Raw genomic sequence first — 18,079 nt, 5'->3', positions numbered from 1 at the left:
CTAATGCTTGAAAATCTAATTTTTTCATCGCCGTCTCCCATCAGTCCGTATTGCTTAGACCGATGGGGGAGCTAGCCGTTCAACACTTAGGCGCTACATAGCCTTTTTTTTCGTCCAGCATTTCAGCTCATCGCGCGGTGCGCCTGATATCCCGCAGCCGGAAACCCATGGCGAACAGCGCCGCGAAGTACACCGCCCCGCACACACCGATCAACAGCAGCAGCGCGCCGATCCGCAGCAGCGTGTGGTGCTGCAGGCCCAGCCAGTCCACCTGCTGCCCGCCAAACCACGCGGCGGCGCCCATCAGCACGCACGCCATGGCCAGTTTGGCGCAGAACACCATCCAGCCCGGCTTGGGCTGGTAGATGCCGCTCTTGCGCAAGCCCGCATACAGCAAGCTGGCGTTAATGCAGGCGCCCAGGCCGATCGACAGCGCCAGGCCCGCCACCTGCAGGTAGGGCACGAAGATCCAGTTCATCAGCTGCGTTGCCAGCAGCACGCCGGTGGCGATCTTGACGGGCGTGCGGATGTCCTGGCGCGCGTAAAACGCCGGCGCCAGCGTCTTGACCAGGATGATGCCCAGCAGCCCGACGCTGTAGGCGATCAGCGGATAGGACGACTGCGTGGCCGCCTCGTCGGTGAATTTGCCGTAGTGGAAGAGGGTGGCGATCAGCGGCTTGGCCAGCGCGGCCATGCCCACCGCCGACGGCAGCGCCAGCAGGAAGGTCAGGCGCAGGCCCCAGTCCAGCAGGCCGGAATATTCCTGCGGATCGCCATCCGCCTGCGCCTTCGACAGGCTGGGCAGCAAGATCGTTCCCAGTGCCACACCCAGCAGGGCGGTCGGGAACTCCATCAGGCGGTCGGCGTAGGACAGCCAGGAAATGCTGCCCTCGGTCAGGCGTGAGGCGATGCTGGTGTTGATCATCAGGCTGATCTGCGCGGCGGAAACGGCGAACACGGCCGGCCCCATCTTCTTCAGCACCCGGCGCACGCCCGGATCGCCCAGGCCGGCCGCCGGATTCCACGACAGGCGCGGCAGCATGCCGATCTTGATCAGCGCCGGGATCTGGACCGCCACCTGCAGGATGCCGCCGATGAACACGGCGATCGCCATCGCGTAGATCGGCTGCGTCAGGTGCGATTGCAGGAACAGCGAGGCGGCGATGAAGGACAGGTTCAGCAGCACCGGCGTGAAGGCCGGGATCTTGAACTGGCGCCAGGTATTCAATACGCCGCCGGCCAGCGCCACGAAGGCCATGAAGCTAATATAAGGGAACATCAGGCGCGTCATCCAGACGGCGGCGTCGAAGGCGCCCGGCTGCTTGTCCAGGCCGGTCGCGATGAGGTAAACAAACAACGGCGCGCCTATAATACCGAGCGCGCTGACGAACAGCGTCGACCACACCAGCGTGTTGGCCACATGGTCGGCCAGCGTCTTGCTGGCCTCCTGGCCGTGCTGGTTTTTGTATTCCGACAAGATCGGCACAAACGCCTGGGAGAACGCCCCCTCGGCGAACAGGCGGCGCAGCAGGTTGGGAATGCGAAACGCGACGATGAAAGCGTCCGTGTAGGCGCCGGCGCCGAAGGCCCGGGCAAACAAGGTTTCACGCAATAATCCGGTTACGCGGGACAGCATGGTCATGCTGGAGATGGCGGCTAGAGTTTTAAGCAAGTTCATGGGACGTGATTATAGTTGCTCCTGACAGAAAACATCGCTATAATCGCAGGCTGTACAGAATTCTGTTACGCAGACACTAATGTTTGGCAGGCAGTAGTTTGACTCACATGGTTCGGCAGACGCACTGAACGCACCTGTTTGGCAAACAATAATGTTTGCAAACGCACCTTTACCCTGTTTTAGGAAATTCCATGGCAAATACCGCACAAGCGCGCAAACGCGCTCGTCAAGCAGTTAAGCAAAACGCTCACAACTCGTCCCAGCGTTCGACCCTGCGCACCGCTATCAAGGCAGTTCGCAAAGCGATCCAAGGCGGCGACAAAGCTGCTGCGACGGCAATCTTCCAATCGTCCGTGTCGACCATCGACAGCATCGCGGACAAGAAGATCATCCACAAAAACAAGGCAGCTCGTCATAAGAGCCGTCTGGCAGCTGCCCTGAAGGCACTGTCCGCTTAATTCCCCTCGCTGGGATTTAAAGCAAGAACCCGCCTGGCTTCGGTCAGCGCGGGTTTTTTCGCATGCGTGGACGTAAAAAAAGCCGGCCCGGGGCCGGCTTGCTGGGATGGCAGCGATTACTTGGCTGGCATCGAGGCGGAAGCTTCTGCCGATGCGGAGGCTTTCTTGTGTTTGGCTTTCTTAGCTTTTGGTGCGGAGGCGGAGGCCGATGCGGAAGGGGCCGATGCCATCGGGGCCGAAGCAGCGGCCGAAGCGGATGCCGAAGCCGACGGAGCGGCAGCGAAAGCGGAAGCAGCAAACAGGGAGGCAACCAGGGCAGCGATGATCTTGGACATGATGAGTTCCTTTGGCAGTTGATTTAACCAGCTAAAAAAAACGAAGATTCATATGAATCTATCTCATTAACGCCGCTCAAAATTTCTAGTTGACACAAAAATGCTCGAAAAACAGAAATTTATGTGCTGCAACGCATCAATCTAACCGGCCAGGTCCTTGGCCGACACTTCCATCCACTCGCCCGGCATCAGCGGGTGGGTCGCCAGCGAGATGGCGCCGATGGCGCTGCGCACCAGCCGCAGCGTCGGCAGGCCGACCGCCGCCGTCATGCGCCGCACCTGGCGGTTTTTTCCTTCCTGAAGCGTGATCGCCAACCAGCTGGTCGGGTGCTCGGCGCGGCTGCGGATCGGCGGATTGCGCGGCCACAGCCACTCCGGCTCGGCGATCCGCACCGCCTTGCACGGCTTGGTGACGAAGTCGCCCAGGTCCAGCGGCGCCTGCAGCCTGGCCAGGCTGGCCGCGTCCGGCACGCCGTCCACCTGCACCAGATACACCTTGGCTTCCTTGTGGTCGGGATGGGCGATGGTGTGCTGCAGCTTGCCGTCGTCGGTGAGCAGCATCAAGCCCTCGCTGTCGGCGTCGAGCCGGCCGGCGGGGTAGATGTTGGGAATCTTCAGATGGTCGGCCAGCGTGGCGCGGCCGTCCTGCGGGGAGAACTGGCACAGCACCTGGAAAGGTTTGTTAAATAGAATGAGTGACATACTTCTCTTCGGATGATTTTGGTGTAGGCTTGAAGGTTGTAATGAAAACCATGGCGCCTGTGAAAATACTGGTGCATAATGCCACACACCTGTCTTATGTCTTATAGAAGACTTGGCGGGAGCAGCCCGCTGCCCGCCGAGCGTCCACTTCGGAGAACACGATGTATCAGCATATCAAAGTACCTGCCGACGGCCAAAAAATCACCGTCAACGCCGATTTTTCCCTGAATGTACCAGATAACCCGATCATTCCCTACATCGAGGGCGATGGCACCGGCGTGGACATCAGCCCGGTGATGATCAAGGTGATCGACGCGGCCGTGGCCAAGTCCTACGGCGGCAAGCGCAAGATCAGCTGGATGGAAATCTTCGCGGGCGAGAAATCGACCACCGTGTACGGCCCGGACGTGTGGCTGCCGGAGGAGACCCTGCAGGTGCTGAAGGATTACGTGGTGTCGATCAAGGGCCCGCTGACCACGCCGGTCGGCGGCGGCATCCGCTCGCTCAACGTGGCGCTGCGCCAGCAGCTGGACCTGTACGTCTGCCTGCGCCCGGTGCGCTACTTCACCGGCGTGCCGTCGCCGGTCAAGGAACCGGAGAAGACCGACATGGTCATCTTCCGCGAAAACTCGGAAGACATCTACGCCGGCATCGAGTACCAGCAGGGCTCGGAAGGCGCCAAGAAGCTGATGGACTTCCTGATCAAGGAAATGGGCGTCACCAAGATCCGCTTCCCGGCCACCTCCGGCCTGGGCATCAAGCCGGTGTCGATCGAAGGCACGCAGCGCCTGGTGCGCAAGGCGATCCAGTACGCCATCGACAACGACAAGCCGTCGGTCACCATCGTCCACAAGGGCAACATCATGAAGTACACCGAGGGTGGCTTCCGTGACTGGGCCTACGAGCTGGCGCAAAAAGAATTCGGCGCCGAGCTGATCGATGGCGGCCCATGGTGCAAGTTCAAGAACCCGAAGACCGGCCGCGACATCATCATCAAGGATTCGATCGCCGACGCCTTCCTGCAGCAGATCCTGCTGCGCCCGATCGAGTACAGCGTGATCGCCACCCTGAACCTGAACGGCGACTACATCTCGGACGCGCTGGCGGCCCAGGTGGGCGGCATCGGCATCGCGCCGGGCGCCAATATGTCGGACTCGGTCGCCATGTTCGAAGCCACCCACGGCACCGCGCCGAAGTACGCTGGCAAGGACTACGTGAACCCTGGTTCGCTGATCCTGTCCGCCGAGATGATGCTGCGCCACATGGGCTGGGTTGAAGCGGCCGACCTGATCATCAAGTCGATGGAAAAAGCCATCGATTCGAAGAAGGTCACCTACGACTTCGCCCGCCTGATGGAAGGCGCGACCCAGGTCTCGTGCTCGGGCTTCGGCGACGTGATGATCGAACAGATGTAAGCCAGCCACCGGCATGCACCGGCCCCGTCTGCACTGAGCGCGATCTTGAGCGCGTTCAGGCTGACGGGGCATTTTTTTTGACAGGAACCACGATGACGCCCACCACCGCGCCGCCGGCGCCGACGCTCTGGCAAGCCTTCCGCTTCTGGCTCAAACTGGGCTGCATCAGCTTTGGCGGACCGGCCGGTCAGATCGCCATCATGCACCAGGAGCTGGTCGAGCGCCGGCGCTGGATCTCCGAGCGCCGCTTCCTGCACGCGCTCAACTACTGCATGCTTCTGCCCGGCCCCGAGGCGCAACAGCTGGCCACCTACATCGGCTGGCTGCTGCACCGCACGCGCGGCGGCATCATCGCCGGCGGCCTGTTCGTGCTGCCGTCGTTGCTGTTGCTGGTGCTGCTGTCGTGGCTGTACATGGCGTTCGGCCAGCAGCCGCTGGTGGCGGGGCTGTTCTACGGCATCAAGCCGGCGGTCACGGCCATCGTGCTGCAGGCCGCGCACCGCATCGGCACGCGCGCCTTGCGCAACGGCTGGCTGTGGGGCATCGCCGGCGCCGCCTTCGTGGCCATCTTCGCGCTGCAACTGCCGTTCCCGCTGATCGTCGCCGGCGCCGCGCTGGCGGGCTATGCCGGCGGCCGCTTTTTGCCGCAGGCGTTCACGGCCGGCGGCGGCCACGGCGCGGCCCAGGCCTCGTATGGCGCGGCCGTGATTGACGACGACACGGCGCCGCCGCCGCACGCGCAGTTCCGCTGGAGCCGGCTGGCGCTGGTGGCCGGCTGCGGCGCGCTGCTGTGGCTGGCGCCGATGGCGCTGTTGATGGCCACGGTGGGCTGGCGGCACACCTACACGCAGATGGCCTGGTTCTTCACCAAGGCCGCCATGCTGACCTTCGGCGGCGCCTACGCGGTGCTGCCCTACGTGTACCAGGGCGCGGTCGCGCACTACGGCTGGCTGAGCGCGACGCAGATGATAGACGGCCTGGCGCTGGGCGAAACCACGCCCGGTCCGCTGATCATGGTGGTGGCGTTTGTAGGCTTTGTGGGCGGCTATGGGCAGGTGCCGTTCGGCGCGGCGCTCTTGCCGCTGGCGGGCGCGGTGGCGGCGGTGCTGGTGACGTGGTTCACCTTCCTGCCGTCGTTCGTGTTCATCCTGGCCGGCGGACCGCTGGTCGAAGCTACGCGCGACGACATCAGCTTCACCGCGCCGCTGACCGGCATCACGGCGGCGGTGGTCGGCGTGATCCTGAACCTGGCGCTGTTCTTCGCCTATCACGTGCTGTGGCCGGCGGGCTTCGGTGGCGCGCCCGACTGGGTGGCGGCGTTGATCGGGGTGGGGGCGGCGGTGGCCTTGCTGCGCTACAAGCAAAAAGTGCCGCGCGTGATCGCCGCGTGCGCGGTGGCGGGCTTGCTGTTCAAGCTGCTGGCGCCGGCGCTTTAATGGACGGGCGGCGCCGCTGGCGCTGGCCCGTCAACACAAGCTTAGCCGCCGCAGGCGTCTTCGCAGGCGGTGAGCTCTTCATTGCACTGATCGGCTGGCTGGCCGGAATTCATGCATGCCTTGTATTCGACAACGCAGTAGTGGATGCAGCTGGCCATGGCCGGTGCCGATGCCGCGCCGATACCGATTGCAAACAAAAACAGTTTCAGTTTCTTATTCATATTGCGCTCCTCCAAGGTGGTTGGACGTGGGTGATGCCTGCAACCGTGCCGTCCGCATACACGGTCCCCGAATCGAATGGATCAGCCGCCGGTCGCCGGCTTGAGCTGTTCGAGCGCGGCCTCGATGACCGGTACCTTGAAACCGGTGATGCGGCGGTTGCCGATCAGGATCACCGGCACGGCGGTCTCGCCGAAGCTCTGGTAGTCGCGCTGGCCCTTGCCGGCGTGGCTGATGTCGATGTCGGCGTAGGGGATGTGGTGCTCGTTCAGGTAGGCGCGTGTTTGGGCACAATAGGGGCAGGTCTTGGTGCCATACACCGCCACCCTGGTGGAAGCGTCGGGATAGTAGGCCTGGTAGTTGCCTTCGACGTAGGCCGGCGTCAGCCACTGCGGAACTTTGGAGGCCACGCGGCCCACCCCCAGGCCCAGTGCGAGAATGGCGGCATAGGCCAGGCCGGTCTTGATCTTCTTGATGTGTATGCTATTCATGCGACCCTTGGTAAGAGATGAACGGCGGTGCAGGGACGTGCCTGATGGGCACTATTACCTTAACGAATAAGATTATGCATTCTTCAACTTTGTCGATTCTATTGAATTGTCACGCGGCGGGGCGGTGTAGGCGTTCTGCAACACTTGCTGGAAGGTAGGGACGAAAAAAAACCCCGCAGGGCGAGGTTTTTCACATCTGTTGCTTAAGGAATTAAGCGGACTGGATGTTGGAAGCTTGCTTGCCTTTAGGGCCTTGCGTGACTTCGAATTGAACTTTTTGACCTTCTTTGAGGGTCTTGAAACCGTTCATGTTGATTGCGGAGAAGTGAGCGAACAAATCCTCGCCGCCGTCATCTGGAGTGATGAAGCCAAAACCTTTGGAATCATTGAACCACTTAACTGTACCTGTTGCCATAAAAAGAACTTTCAAAATTAAAACGGATCACACGAGCCATAAAAGCAAGAAGCTTCTTGCCCCCTCCTCACGCCTCACTTCTTATCACCTTGTACATTTCTGCACGCAGTCGATAACGCATTGTTAGCGGACCAAATTCTAAAGTCAAGCAGATTTGTATGCATTTTGCTACTTTTAACCCAATTGGCGAAAAAGCAACTCTTGATTTTGACTAATGGGTCGCCATCTGCGTCAAGTTCAGAAAACGCGTAAGATGGAAAACAATTGGATGGGCAGTGTGAAATGCCCATTGCATCAACCCCGAAAGCATTAGAATATAAGCGTATGGCAACCAAGCATGACACCGAAACCCTCTTGGAGCGGCAAGCGCTGAAGCCGCCACCTTTGTACCAGGTGGCGTTGCTCAATGATGACTACACCCCGATGGAATTCGTGGTGGCCATCATCCAGGAGTATTTCAATAAAGACCGTGAAACGGCCACGCAAATAATGCTCAGTGTTCATCGCTACGGCAAAGGAGTGTGCGGCGTGTTCTCAAAAGATATAGCCTGTACCAAAGTGGAGTTCGTTTTAACGCATGCACGCAAGGCGGGGCACCCCCTGCAATGTGTGATGGAGGAAGTATGATTGCGCAGGAATTAGAAGTAAGTTTGCACATGGCGTTTGTCGAAGCTCGGCAGGCACGGCACGAATTCATCACGGTGGAGCACTTGCTGCTGGCCCTGCTTGACAATCCTTCGGCCGCCGAAGTGTTGCGCGCTTGCGCCGTCAACATTGAAGACCTGCGCAAAACCCTGACCAACTTCATTGGCGACAACACGCCGACCGTGCCCGGCACGGGCGAAGTGGACACCCAGCCCACGCTCGGCTTCCAACGCGTGATCCAGCGCGCCATCATGCACGTGCAGTCGGCGTCCAATGGCAAGAAGGAAGTCACCGGCGCCAACGTGCTGGTGGCCATCTTCGGCGAGAAGGACTCGCACGCGGTCTACTACCTGCACCAGCAGGGCGTAACGCGCCTGGACGTGGTCAACTTCATTTCGCACGGCGTGCGCAAGGACCAGCAGTCCGACGCCGCCAAGGCCTCGGAAGGCGTGGAAGAGGGCGCACCTGGCGGCGAAGGCCAGACCAAGGAAAGCCCGCTCGACCAGTTCACGCAGAATTTGAACAAGGCCGCCGCCGAGGGCAAGATCGATCCGCTGATCGGCCGCGAGGACGAGGTCGACCGCGTGATCCAGATCCTGTGCCGCCGCCGCAAGAACAATCCGCTGCTGGTGGGCGAAGCCGGCGTGGGCAAGACCGCGATCGCCGAGGGCCTGGCCTACCGCATCACCCAGAACGACGTGCCGGAAATCCTGCAGAACGCCATCGTCTACTCGCTGGACATGGGCGCGCTGCTGGCCGGCACCAAGTACCGGGGCGATTTCGAACAGCGCCTGAAGGCCGTGCTGAAACAGCTCAAGGACAATCCGAACGGCATCTTGTTCATCGACGAGATCCACACCATCATCGGTGCCGGCTCGGCCTCGGGCGGCACGCTGGACGCGTCCAACCTGCTCAAGCCAGCCCTGGCCAACGGCCAGCTGAAATGCGTCGGCGCGACCACCTACACCGAGTTCCGCGGCGTGTTTGAAAAAGACCACGCCCTGAGCCGCCGCTTCCAGAAAGTGGACGTCAACGAGCCGACCGTCGAGCAGACCGTGCAGATCCTGCGCGGCCTGAAGTCGCGCTTCGAGGAACACCATGGCGTGAAGTATTCGTCGTCGGCGCTGTCGACCGCCGCCGAGCTGGCTGCCCGCTTCATCAACGACCGCCACCTGCCGGACAAGGCCATCGACGTCATCGACGAAGCCGGTGCGGCCCAGCGCATCCTGCCGAAATCGAAGCAGAAGAAAACCATCGGCAAGACCGAGATCGAGGACATCATCGCCAAGATCGCGCGCATCCCGCCGCAGACCGTCAACCAGGACGACCGCAGCAAGCTGCAGACCATCGACCGCGACCTGCGCAACGTGGTGTTCGGCCAGGATCCCGCGATCGAAGCGCTGGCCTCGGCGATCAAGATGGCGCGCGCCGGCCTGGGCAAGACCGACAAGCCGATCGGCTCCTTCCTGTTCTCCGGTCCGACCGGCGTCGGCAAGACCGAGGTGGCCAAGCAGCTGGCCTTCATCCTCGGCATCGAGCTGATCCGCTTCGACATGTCGGAGTACATGGAGCGTCACGCCGTGTCGCGCCTGATCGGCGCGCCGCCGGGCTACGTTGGTTTCGACCAGGGTGGCCTGCTGACCGAAGCCATCACCAAGAAGCCGCACGCGGTGCTGCTGCTGGACGAGATTGAAAAAGCCCATCCGGACATTTTCAACATCCTGCTGCAGGTGATGGACCACGGCACGCTGACCGACAACAACGGACGCAAGGCCGACTTCCGCAACGTGATCATCATCATGACCACCAACGCGGGCGCCGAGAGCTTGCAGAAGACCTCGATCGGCTTCACGAATTCCAAGCAGGCAGGCGACGAGATGGCCGACATCAAGCGCATGTTCACGCCGGAGTTCCGCAACCGTATCGACGCCACCATCAGCTTCCGCGCGCTGGACGAGGAAATCATCCTGCGCGTGGTCGACAAGTTCCTGATGCAGCTGGAAGAGCAGCTGCACGAGAAGAAAGTCGAAGCGGTATTCAGCGAGAAGCTGCGCAAGTTCCTGGCGAAGAAGGGCTTCGATCCGCTGATGGGCGCACGGCCGATGGCGCGCCTGATCCAGGACATGATCCGCAAGGCGCTGGCCGACGAGCTGTTGTTCGGCCGCCTGGTCACCGGTGGCCGCGTGACGGTCGACCTGGACGACAAGGACCAGGTCAAGCTGGAGTTCCCGGAACCGCCGGACGCCGCGCCGACGCTCCCTCCGGAGACCGTCGAAGTCGAATAAGCCGCTCAGGCCCGACAAGAAACCCGCCCACGCAAGTGGCGCGGGTTTTTTTATGCCCGCACCGCCGGGCGCGCGTGCCATATCGCAAAAAGCATACGGGGGTGCAAGAAACGTTATTCGGTTTGCACAAAGCTGTGCCAGAATTGTCGTTCCATTTGACAAACATTGAAACTGTCCCATGACCCTGTCCCGCCCGCTCTCCCTGATGTTGATGTCCGCCGGCCTGCTGTCCGGCACCGCCTCCGCCGCCGATGCCTACTACCGCTATCCCGCCATCCGTGGCGAAGCCGTGGTCTTCACCGCCGAGGGCGACTTGTGGAAGACCGGCCTGCACGGCGGCGCCGCGCAGCGCCTGACCACCCACCCGGCGGCCGAGACCAACGCCGCCATTTCGCACGACGGCAAATGGGTCGCCTTCTCGGCCTCCTACGAAGGCGGACAGGAAGCCTACGTGATGCCGCTGGAAGGCGGCCTGCCCAAGCGCATCACGTTTGAAAACAGCGCGGTGAATGTGCTGGGCTGGACCGCGCAGGGCGAGGTGCTGGTGACCACGCTCGACACCAAGGGCCCGTCGCGCAACAACGTCATCGCGGCGGTCAAGCCGGGCGACCTGCAACGCCGCGTGTTCCCTGTGGCCGACGCCAACGACGCGGTGCTGGACGACGCCGGCAAGACGCTGTACTTCACCCGCAACGGCCTGGCCCTGACCAACGACAATGTGAAGAACTACCGTGGCGGCGCCCACGCGCGGCTGTGGCGCTACGACCTGGCCGGCGGCGCGGAAGCGGTGCCACTGCTGGCCTCCGACGCCGGCAACAACAAGCGGCCCATGTGGTGGCAGGGCCGCCTGTATTTCATCAGCGACCGCGGCGGCTCCGACAACCTGTGGTCGATGGCGCCCGACGGCAGCGATCCGCGCCAGCTGACCAACCACACCGGCTGGGACGTGCGCAACGCCGCGCTGGGCGACGGCCGCATCGCCTATCAACTCGGCGCCGACCTGCACGTGCTGGACCTGGCCGCCGCGAAGGACGAGCAGCTGGCCATCAACCTGGTCTCGGACTTCGACCAGCAGCGCGCCCGCCAGATCCGCTCGCCGCTGGAGAACCTGACCAACGTCCAGATCTCCAGCAAGGGCGAGCGCCTGGTGCTGACCGCGCGCGGCCGCGTCAGCGTGGCCGGCACCGGCTCGCTGCGCCGCGTCGAAATCGCCGTGCCGCCAGGTGCGCGTGCCCGCGAGGCGGTCTTCAGCCACGACGACAAGTGGGTGTACGCCATCGTCGACAGCACCGGCGAAAACGAAATCTGGAAATTCGCCGCCGACGGTTCCGGCAAGGGCGAGCAGCTGACCAAGGACGGCAACAGCCACCGCTGGCAGCTGTATCCATCGCCGGACGGCCGCTGGCTGGCCCACACCGACAAGAAAGGCCGCCTGTGGATGCTGGACCTGGCGACCAAGGCCAACACCGTCATCGACGACGGCAGCAAGGACGGCTCCGACCGGCACGGCGATGTGCTGTGGGCCGGCGACAGCAAGAACCTGGCGCTGGTGCGCGTCGCCAGCACCGAGCAGCGCAACCAGATCGGCCTGTACAACCTCGAATCGAAGCAACTGGCCTTCGTCACCGGCGACCGTTACAACTCGGTCTCGCCGGCGTTTTCGCCGGATGGCAAATGGCTGTACTTCCTCTCGGCCCGCAACTTCCAATTGGCGAACGGCTCGCCGTGGGGCGATCGCAATATGGGACCGGTGTTCGACAAGCGCACCGGCGTGTACGCGCTGGCGCTCCAGCCGGGCAACCGCTTCCCCTTCAAGCCGGACGATGAGCTGAACAAACCGGGCGACAAGCCGGCCGAGGGCGCGGCGGAAAAGGCCGTCGAGCAGGCCGCCGAGAAGGCGGTGGAAAAAGCCGTGGCCAAGGCCGTGCCGGAAAAGAAAGCCGGCAAGGCGCTGCCGGCCATCGTCTACGCCGGGCTGGCGGACCGGCTCTACGAAGTACCGCTGGCCGCCGGTAACTACCGCGACCTGGAGCTCGACGAGAAGCGCCTGTACTTCCTCGACGCCGACGGCAACGACGGCAAGGCCAACCTGAAAACGCTGGCGATCGCCGCCAACGGGCCGCAGCCGGAGGTCTTCGTCAGCGGCGTACGCGAATACGACCTGGCCTTCGACAAGAAGCACCTGTACTACCGTACCTTCGCCGCCAGCGGCCCTGGCGACATGCTGGTGGTGGAGGCGGGCGCCAAGGCGCCGGCCGACGTCTCCAAGGCCAAGGTCAAGGTGGACGACTGGACCTTCACCTCCAACCCGCGCCTGGAGTGGACGCAGATGTTCAACGACGCCTGGCGCATGCACCGCGACTTCCTGTACGACGCCAAGATGCGCGGCGTGAACTGGACCGGCGTGCGCGCCAAGTACGCGCCGCTGGTCGAGCGCGTGACCGACCGCGCGGAACTGAACGACGTGCTGGGCATGATGATCAGTGAAGTGGGCGCGCTGCACTCGCAGATCGCGCCCGGCGACGTGCGCCGTCCCGCGCCGGAAGGCGCGCCTGCGGGACTGGGCGCGCTGCTCACGCGCAGCGCGGATGGCTACCGCGTCGACCACATCTACCGCAGCGAACCGGAGCTGCCTTCCGAACGCGGCCCGCTGCTGCAGCCGGACGTGGACGTGAAGGAGGGCGACGTCATCACCGCCGTCAACGGCAAGCCGGTGCTGGAAGCGCGCGACATCGCCGACCTGCTGCTGAACCAGGCGGACAAGCAGGTGCTGCTGCAGGTGAAGCGCAAGGAAGGCAAGGGTGACGCGGCGCGTTCGGTCATCGTCACGCCGGTCAACATGGGCAAGCAGGCCAGCTTGCGCTACAGCGACTGGGAACAGAGCCGCGCGCGCCAGGTGGACGCCGCGTCCAAGGGCCGCATCGGCTACCTGCACCTGCGCGCCATGGGAGCGCGCGACATCGCCTCCTTCGCGCGCGACTTCTACGCCAACGTCAACCGCGAAGGCCTGATCATCGACGTGCGCCGCAACAACGGCGGCAATATCGACAGCTGGGTGATCGAGAAGCTGCTGCGCAAGGCCTGGGCCTTCTGGTCGTCGCCGGGCGCGCTGCCTGCGCCGAACATGCAGAACACCTTCCGCGGCCATCTGGTGGTGCTGGTCGACGAATACACTTACTCGGACGGCGAGACCTTCGCGGCCGGCATCAAGGCGCTGGGATTGGCGCCGCTGGTGGGCAAGCGCACGGCGGGCGCTGGCGTTTGGCTCAGCGATAACAACCGCCTGAGCGACAACGGCATGGCACGCGTCGCCGAGAACGGCCAGTTCAACACCGCCGATGGCCAATGGCTGATCGAAGGCGTGGGCGTGTCGCCGGACGTTGAGGTGGACAACCTGCCGCACGCAACGTATCAAGGCCAGGACCGCCAGCTGGAGGTGGCGCTGGAGCTGCTGGACAAGAAGCTGAAGGAGCAACCGGTCAAGCCCTATCAGCCGCAAGCCATCCCCGCGCTGAAATAAGGAGACACGATGAAGCACCAGGTATCCGCCGCCGTCGCGGCGATTGAAGCCATCAAGGCTGAACGGGCGAAGAACCCGCCGTGTGGCCGGTGCATTCCGCCTTCCCGATCAAGGTGAAGTAAGTGTTCGGAAGTGAACAGCCATAACGTTCGCTTCCGGACACCGGCCCGCACAAGCGGCCGCCGGAGCGCAATAACAACCGTGGCATGGATGTTGCAAACGCCAGAGGTTTTCCATACACGGACTCTCAATCCATGAAGCTAAGAGACTTTCGCATCGGCTGGCGCGCGCTGATACAGGAGCCGGCCTACACGCTGGCGGTGGTGCTTGGGCTGGGCGTGGGCCTGGCCGCGTGCCTGCTGCTGCTTGGCTTTGTGCGTTATTCGATGGAGTACGACGCGCATCTGCCGGACGTGGACAGGATCTACGTCGCCAAGCAGCATTTCAATATCGATCCCAATTCGCCGCTGCACGAAGTGGTACCGATGCTGCTGCGCGAGCCCGCGCTGAAGACGCCGGGCGTGACTGGCGCCGCGCTCTTTATTCCGGCGCGGCCGGAGATCACGCCGCTCACGGTGCGCGTCAACCGAAGCATGTTCGCTGTGCGCGGGCTGACGGTGATGCCCGGCTTTACCGACATGCTGGGAATGCGGGCGGTGCAGGGCGACCTGGCCGGCGCACTGGACAAGCCTGACCGCTTTGTCGTCACCGAGGCCGGCGCGCTTCGCCTGTTCGGCACGACCAATGCGCTGGGGCGCACGATGCTGGCGGAAGGGAATGCGGTGCAAGTCGGCGCCGTGGTGCCGACGCCGCCGGCTAACACCACGATTCCGTTCGAAGTGATCTTCGGCGTGAATTCGGTGGTGGCGGGGCCGGACATACGGCACGAGATGCTGACCGGTGAACATGGCTGGATGGGCAAGATGCTCATACGTGTGCATCCCGGCGCATCGCTGCCGGCCATCATCGACAGCTTGCAGAAAGTGGTGGACGCCGCCCCGAGCCTGCATCAATACCCGCCGGAGACGCGTGCGCGGCTCGGCACGCGCAAGGCGATCGAGCTGACCATGTCGCCGCTGCGCGATGCCTACTTCGACTACAAGATGCAGAACAGTTTCATATCGATGCCGGGCGACCGCGCCAATCCGGTGCTGGTGGCCGGCCTGGCGGCGCTTGCGTTGCTGATCCTGCTCATGGCTGCGATCAACTACGTCAACCTGAGCATGGTGCGCGTGCTGCGGCGCCAGCGCGAGGTGGCGATGCGCAAGGTGCTGGGCGCCGGTGTGGGGCAGCTCATGCTGCTGTTCCTGTTCGAATCGCTGCTGGTGGCGATGACGGCCACCGCGCTTGGATTGATGCTCGCGTGGCTGGCGTTGCCCGTCTTTTCGCAGCTGGTCAACCGCCAGCTGGACGGCCTGTTCACGTTGCAGAATATCGTCGCGGCGTTTGGCATAGGCGGCTTGCTGGGCGTGCTGACGGCGATCTATCCGGCATGGGTGGCGCTGCGCGTGCATCCGACGCAGGTGCTGGCCGGCCGTCCCGACACGGAGTCGCGGGGCAGCATGCAATGGCGGCGCGCGCTGACGGTGCTGCAGGTGTCGGTGGCGATGGGTTTCGCCGCCGTGACCATCGCGGTGGCGTGGCAGACCCACTACGCGATGCACGCCTCGCCCGGCTTCGATCCTGCGCCGTTCGTCATCGTCGATATGCCGGAACGGGTGAGGGACAGCGAGAAGGCGCGTCGCTTCTACTCGACCCTGGCGGCGCAGCCAGGCGTGGCTGGCGTGGCGATATCGGAAGACCCGGTGGGCCGGCTCGATTGGATCTGGTCCCGTGAGCTGAAGCGTCCTGGCGGCCAGGGGGCGACGATGGAGATGAAATCGGTCAGCGCGAATTTCTTCGAGCTGTATGGCATAGCGCCGCTGGCCGGCCGCCTGTTCCAGGCCGAATGGGACAAGGAGGATGACCGCGTACCGGTGGTGCTGAACGCGGCCGCCGTGCGTGAGCTGGGTTTCGCCAGCGACGAAGCGGCGATCGGTCAGACCGTGCTGTTCACAGGGTTCGACAACAAGGTGATTTCAAAGCGCATCGTCGGCATCGCTCCCGATCTGCGATTCCATTCGCTGCGCGATGCACCGCGCGCGACCGCCTACGAACTGTGGACGGCGGGGACGGTGCTGAGCGTGCGTGCCGCAAGCGATCCCGCAGCGGTGGAGCGCAGCGTGCAAGCGTTGTGGCCGAGCTTTTTCCCGGATGCGATTCCCAAGGTGGTCCGCGCCGGCGACGTCCTGGCGCGCAATTATGCCGACGATGCCCGACTGGCCAAGCTGATGTCCATCGCCACCGGCATCGCCCTGGCGATCGCCGCCTTCGGCACCTACGCGCTATCGGCGAACACGGTGCAGCGGCGCGCCAGGGAGATCGTGCTGCGCAAGCTGCACGGCGCGCGCGGCGCCGACATCGGCGTGCTGGTGGTCCGCGAAATCGGTGCGCTGGTGCTGGCCGCGGCGGTGATAGCGTCGCCGCTGGCGGTGGTCGCCATCCGCCGCTATCTCGCTGGCTACGTCGAACACGCGCCGATAGGTTATTGGACGCTGCTGATTGCGCTGTCGCTAACGCTGGCCATCGCCCTCATTGCCATCGCCCGCCACACCTGGATCGCCATGCGCATGGCGCCCGCCGAGGCGTTGCGCAGCTGAGCTGAATTGGTTCAGAGGCTGGCCAGGCTTTTGAACTGCGCGGCGCGGCGGCGGGAGACTTCGACTTCGAGGTCGTCGCGCAGCAGCAGATCGAGGCCGCCGGCATCGTTCGGCGTGACCTGGTCGACGTAGTCCAGGTTGACGATGTGGCGCCGACTGGCGCGGAAGAAGCGTTGCGGGTCCAGCCGCTCTTCCAGCTGGTTCAGGGAACGCAGCATCAACGGCTTGTGCTTGTCGAAATAGACGCGCGTGTAGTTGCCGTCCGATTCGAACAGCCGCACATCCTGCAGGCCGACAAACCAGCATCGCTCGCCATCCTTGATGAACAGCTTCTTGGCCGCCGTCGACGCCACGGCCGGCACGCCGGCCGCCGCATACGCCAGCGCGCGCCCATGACGCAGCGCGCAGCGTTGCAAGGCCGCCGCCATGCGCGCCGCCTGGATCGGTTTCTGCAGATAGTCCAGCGCATTGACCTCGAATGCCTGCAGCGCGTATTGATCGAACGCCGTCGTGAAGATCACCTCGGGCGCCTCGTCCAGCGCGGCCAGCATATCGAAGCCGCTACCGCCCGGCATCTGCACATCGAGGAACACCAGGTCCGGCTTGAGCGCGGCGATCTGCTGGATGCCGTCGGCCGCGTTGGCCGCCTCGCCGACGATTTCCACCTCGGGATGCGCCGCCAGCAAACGGCGTAGTTCCGCGCGCGCCAGGCGCTCGTCGTCGATCAATATTGCGCGCATCAAGCGGCCTCCGGTAAAGTCATCGTGGCGCGCACCCAGCCACTGTTTTCAGTCAGATCCAGTCTGGCATTCGAACCCAATGCCAGCGCCAGGCGTTTGCGGGTGTTCACCAAGCCCACCTTGGTGGAATTGGCAAACGGCAGAATCGCACCAAGGTTGGCGATTTCGATGTGGATCCTGCCGTCGTCCATGCGCTGCGCGCGGATGCGGATCTCGCTGCCGGTGGGGCTGGCCTCGACGCCGTACTTGACGGCGTTCTCCACCAGCGTCTGCAAGGCCATCGGCGGAATGCGCACCTGCTCAAGACCCAGATCGATTTCCACGCTGACCTGCATGCGTTCCTCGAAACGGATTTTTTCAATCGCCAGATAGGCTTGCACGGCTTCGATCTCCGCCGCCAGCGGCACCGTATCGTGCTGGCCCGATTGCAGCGCATAGCGCATCACGCTCGCCAGCTGGTCGATCATCAGCGCGGCGGAATCCCTGTCCTCATAAACCAGTGCGCGCACGCTGTTCATACTGTTGAAAAAAAAATGAGGATTAACCTGCGCCTGAAGGGCGCGCAGTTCGGCATCCTTGGCGCTGATCTCCAGCCGCAGCGCCTCCTGTTCCAGGCGGTTGGCGCGGCGCAGCGACTGCACCGCCATGTAGAACGTGTTCCACACCAAATAGACGCCCCACCAGAACATCAGCGCGCCCGGTACCCAGGCCACGCCGTGCACTTCGCCGAAAGGCTTGATGACCAGGTAGCCGACCGTCTGCACGGCGGTATGAATGGTCCCCAATACAAGGATGGCGGCCATCATCGCCTTCCAGCTCACGCGCACACCGTTCTGGATCTGGCGCTTGAGCAGCCGGTGCCAGGTGTCCGAAATCAGCAGGCCGGTCACAACGCCCCACATGGAGATGCCCAGCATGCGGGGTGTGTGGCTATCGCCCGGCGTCATGGCGATCAACAGCACTGGCAGGAACATCCATCCAGCCAGCTGGAACAGCCAGTACCAGTTCAGGCGCGCGATGAGTGGACGGTCGTCGGTCATG

General features: G+C 63.4%; 15 protein-coding genes. 8 read left to right on the top strand and 7 right to left on the bottom strand.

The annotated features are described in order from the left end of the window. Nucleotides 1-127 precede the first annotated feature (127 nt). Entirely contained in the window at nucleotides 128-1,678 is a 1,551-nt protein-coding gene (murJ, locus tag ACUJB0_RS31095) for a murein biosynthesis integral membrane protein MurJ (protein WP_444848636.1), read from the bottom strand. Nucleotides 1,679-1,869: 191 nt separating this feature from the next. On the opposite strand from murJ, the gene rpsT reads away from it, so the two are divergent. Both rpsT and ACUJB0_RS31085 read left to right on the top strand, forming a co-directional pair. Continuing rightward, nucleotides 1,870-2,136, top strand: a complete 267-nt coding sequence (rpsT, locus tag ACUJB0_RS31090; RefSeq protein ID WP_008446456.1) for a 30S ribosomal protein S20 — start codon at nucleotides 1,870-1,872, stop codon at nucleotides 2,134-2,136. A gap of 66 nt (nucleotides 2,137-2,202) precedes the next feature. Continuing rightward, entirely contained in the window at nucleotides 2,203-2,493 is a 291-nt protein-coding gene (locus tag ACUJB0_RS31085; protein ID WP_444848635.1) for a hypothetical protein, read from the top strand. A 119-nt stretch (nucleotides 2,494-2,612) separates the two neighbouring features. Here the strand turns inward: ACUJB0_RS31085 and ACUJB0_RS31080 are convergent, their stop codons facing one another. Then, nucleotides 2,613-3,173, bottom strand: a complete 561-nt coding sequence (locus tag ACUJB0_RS31080; RefSeq protein WP_161091591.1) for a pseudouridine synthase — start codon at nucleotides 3,171-3,173, stop codon at nucleotides 2,613-2,615. A gap of 161 nt (nucleotides 3,174-3,334) precedes the next feature. Between ACUJB0_RS31080 and icd the strand changes: the two genes are divergently transcribed. Both icd and chrA read left to right on the top strand, forming a co-directional pair. After that, the gene (gene icd / locus ACUJB0_RS31075) at nucleotides 3,335-4,588 is read left to right on the top strand and encodes an NADP-dependent isocitrate dehydrogenase (RefSeq protein ID WP_117014627.1); all 1,254 of its coding nucleotides are present in this window, start codon (nucleotides 3,335-3,337) and stop codon (nucleotides 4,586-4,588) included. A 92-nt stretch (nucleotides 4,589-4,680) separates the two neighbouring features. After that, complete coding sequence (chrA, locus tag ACUJB0_RS31070; protein ID WP_444848634.1) at nucleotides 4,681-6,024, top strand: chromate efflux transporter; 1,344 nt, start codon at nucleotides 4,681-4,683, stop codon at nucleotides 6,022-6,024. Between the two features lie 41 nt (nucleotides 6,025-6,065). Here the strand turns inward: chrA and ACUJB0_RS31065 are convergent, their stop codons facing one another. From ACUJB0_RS31065 to cspE, 3 genes are all read right to left on the bottom strand, one after another. After that, nucleotides 6,066-6,245, bottom strand: a complete 180-nt coding sequence (locus tag ACUJB0_RS31065; RefSeq protein ID WP_444848633.1) for a hypothetical protein — start codon at nucleotides 6,243-6,245, stop codon at nucleotides 6,066-6,068. Between the two features lie 81 nt (nucleotides 6,246-6,326). Further along, nucleotides 6,327-6,734, bottom strand: a complete 408-nt coding sequence (locus ACUJB0_RS31060) for a glutaredoxin family protein (protein WP_444848632.1) — start codon at nucleotides 6,732-6,734, stop codon at nucleotides 6,327-6,329. 211 nt (nucleotides 6,735-6,945) lie between these two features. Then, complete coding sequence (gene cspE / locus ACUJB0_RS31055; protein ID WP_008446468.1) at nucleotides 6,946-7,149, bottom strand: transcription antiterminator/RNA stability regulator CspE; 204 nt, start codon at nucleotides 7,147-7,149, stop codon at nucleotides 6,946-6,948. Nucleotides 7,150-7,473: 324 nt separating this feature from the next. Here cspE and clpS point away from each other — a divergent pair, with 324 nt between their 5' ends. The 4 genes from clpS (at nucleotide 7,474) to ACUJB0_RS31035 (ending at nucleotide 16,298) form a co-directional block, all read left to right on the top strand. Then, a complete protein-coding gene (gene clpS, locus ACUJB0_RS31050) occupies nucleotides 7,474-7,776 on the top strand; it encodes an ATP-dependent Clp protease adapter ClpS (protein ID WP_090315375.1) in 303 nt (100 codons plus the stop codon). Then, the gene (gene clpA, locus ACUJB0_RS31045) at nucleotides 7,773-10,079 is read left to right on the top strand and encodes an ATP-dependent Clp protease ATP-binding subunit ClpA (RefSeq protein WP_161085325.1); all 2,307 of its coding nucleotides are present in this window, start codon (nucleotides 7,773-7,775) and stop codon (nucleotides 10,077-10,079) included. The genes clpS and clpA overlap by 4 nt, the downstream gene beginning before the upstream one ends. Before the next feature lie 178 nt (nucleotides 10,080-10,257). Next, on the top strand, nucleotides 10,258-13,599 hold the full coding sequence (locus ACUJB0_RS31040) for a S41 family peptidase (protein WP_444848631.1): 3,342 nt from the start codon (nucleotides 10,258-10,260) through the stop codon (nucleotides 13,597-13,599). A 254-nt stretch (nucleotides 13,600-13,853) separates the two neighbouring features. Beyond that, nucleotides 13,854-16,298, top strand: a complete 2,445-nt coding sequence (locus tag ACUJB0_RS31035; RefSeq protein ID WP_444848630.1) for an FtsX-like permease family protein — start codon at nucleotides 13,854-13,856, stop codon at nucleotides 16,296-16,298. A gap of 11 nt (nucleotides 16,299-16,309) precedes the next feature. On the opposite strand, the gene ACUJB0_RS31030 is transcribed toward ACUJB0_RS31035, so the two are convergent. Together ACUJB0_RS31030 and ACUJB0_RS31025 are read right to left on the bottom strand one after the other, a co-directional pair. Next, nucleotides 16,310-17,038, bottom strand: a complete 729-nt coding sequence (locus ACUJB0_RS31030) for a LytR/AlgR family response regulator transcription factor (protein ID WP_444848629.1) — start codon at nucleotides 17,036-17,038, stop codon at nucleotides 16,310-16,312. Further along, on the bottom strand, nucleotides 17,038-18,078 hold the full coding sequence (locus tag ACUJB0_RS31025; RefSeq protein WP_444848628.1) for a sensor histidine kinase: 1,041 nt from the start codon (nucleotides 18,076-18,078) through the stop codon (nucleotides 17,038-17,040). Before ACUJB0_RS31025 ends, ACUJB0_RS31030 begins: the two co-directional genes overlap by 1 nt. Nucleotide 18,079 lies beyond the last annotated feature (1 nt).

The sequence above is a fragment of the Duganella caerulea genome (genome assembly GCF_040362985.1).
GTDB classification, from domain to species: Bacteria; Pseudomonadota; Gammaproteobacteria; order Burkholderiales; family Burkholderiaceae_D; genus Rugamonas; species Rugamonas vulcania.
The sequence above is the reverse complement of the archived record's forward strand: the minus strand, read 5'-3'. Positions and strand labels throughout refer to the sequence as shown.

Bases quoted from the DNA above. Each gene is read 5' to 3' on its own strand.
- murJ (WP_444848636.1), bottom strand. From the start codon at position 1,678: ATGAACTTGCTTAAAACTCTAGCCGCCATCTCCAGCATGACCATGCTG.
- rpsT (WP_008446456.1), top strand. From the start codon at position 1,870: ATGGCAAATACCGCACAAGCGCGCAAACGCGCTCGTCAAGCAGTTAAG.
- ACUJB0_RS31080 (WP_161091591.1), bottom strand. From the start codon at position 3,173: ATGTCACTCATTCTATTTAACAAACCTTTCCAGGTGCTGTGCCAGTTC.
- icd (WP_117014627.1), top strand. From the start codon at position 3,335: ATGTATCAGCATATCAAAGTACCTGCCGACGGCCAAAAAATCACCGTC.
- chrA (WP_444848634.1), top strand. From the start codon at position 4,681: ATGACGCCCACCACCGCGCCGCCGGCGCCGACGCTCTGGCAAGCCTTC.
- ACUJB0_RS31065 (WP_444848633.1), bottom strand. From the start codon at position 6,245: ATGAATAAGAAACTGAAACTGTTTTTGTTTGCAATCGGTATCGGCGCG.
- ACUJB0_RS31060 (WP_444848632.1), bottom strand. From the start codon at position 6,734: ATGAATAGCATACACATCAAGAAGATCAAGACCGGCCTGGCCTATGCC.
- cspE (WP_008446468.1), bottom strand. From the start codon at position 7,149: ATGGCAACAGGTACAGTTAAGTGGTTCAATGATTCCAAAGGTTTTGGC.
- clpS (WP_090315375.1), top strand. From the start codon at position 7,474: ATGGCAACCAAGCATGACACCGAAACCCTCTTGGAGCGGCAAGCGCTG.
- clpA (WP_161085325.1), top strand. From the start codon at position 7,773: ATGATTGCGCAGGAATTAGAAGTAAGTTTGCACATGGCGTTTGTCGAA.
- ACUJB0_RS31040 (WP_444848631.1), top strand. From the start codon at position 10,258: ATGACCCTGTCCCGCCCGCTCTCCCTGATGTTGATGTCCGCCGGCCTG.
- ACUJB0_RS31035 (WP_444848630.1), top strand. From the start codon at position 13,854: ATGAAGCTAAGAGACTTTCGCATCGGCTGGCGCGCGCTGATACAGGAG.
- ACUJB0_RS31030 (WP_444848629.1), bottom strand. From the start codon at position 17,038: ATGCGCGCAATATTGATCGACGACGAGCGCCTGGCGCGCGCGGAACTA.
- ACUJB0_RS31025 (WP_444848628.1), bottom strand. From the start codon at position 18,078: ATGACCGACGACCGTCCACTCATCGCGCGCCTGAACTGGTACTGGCTG.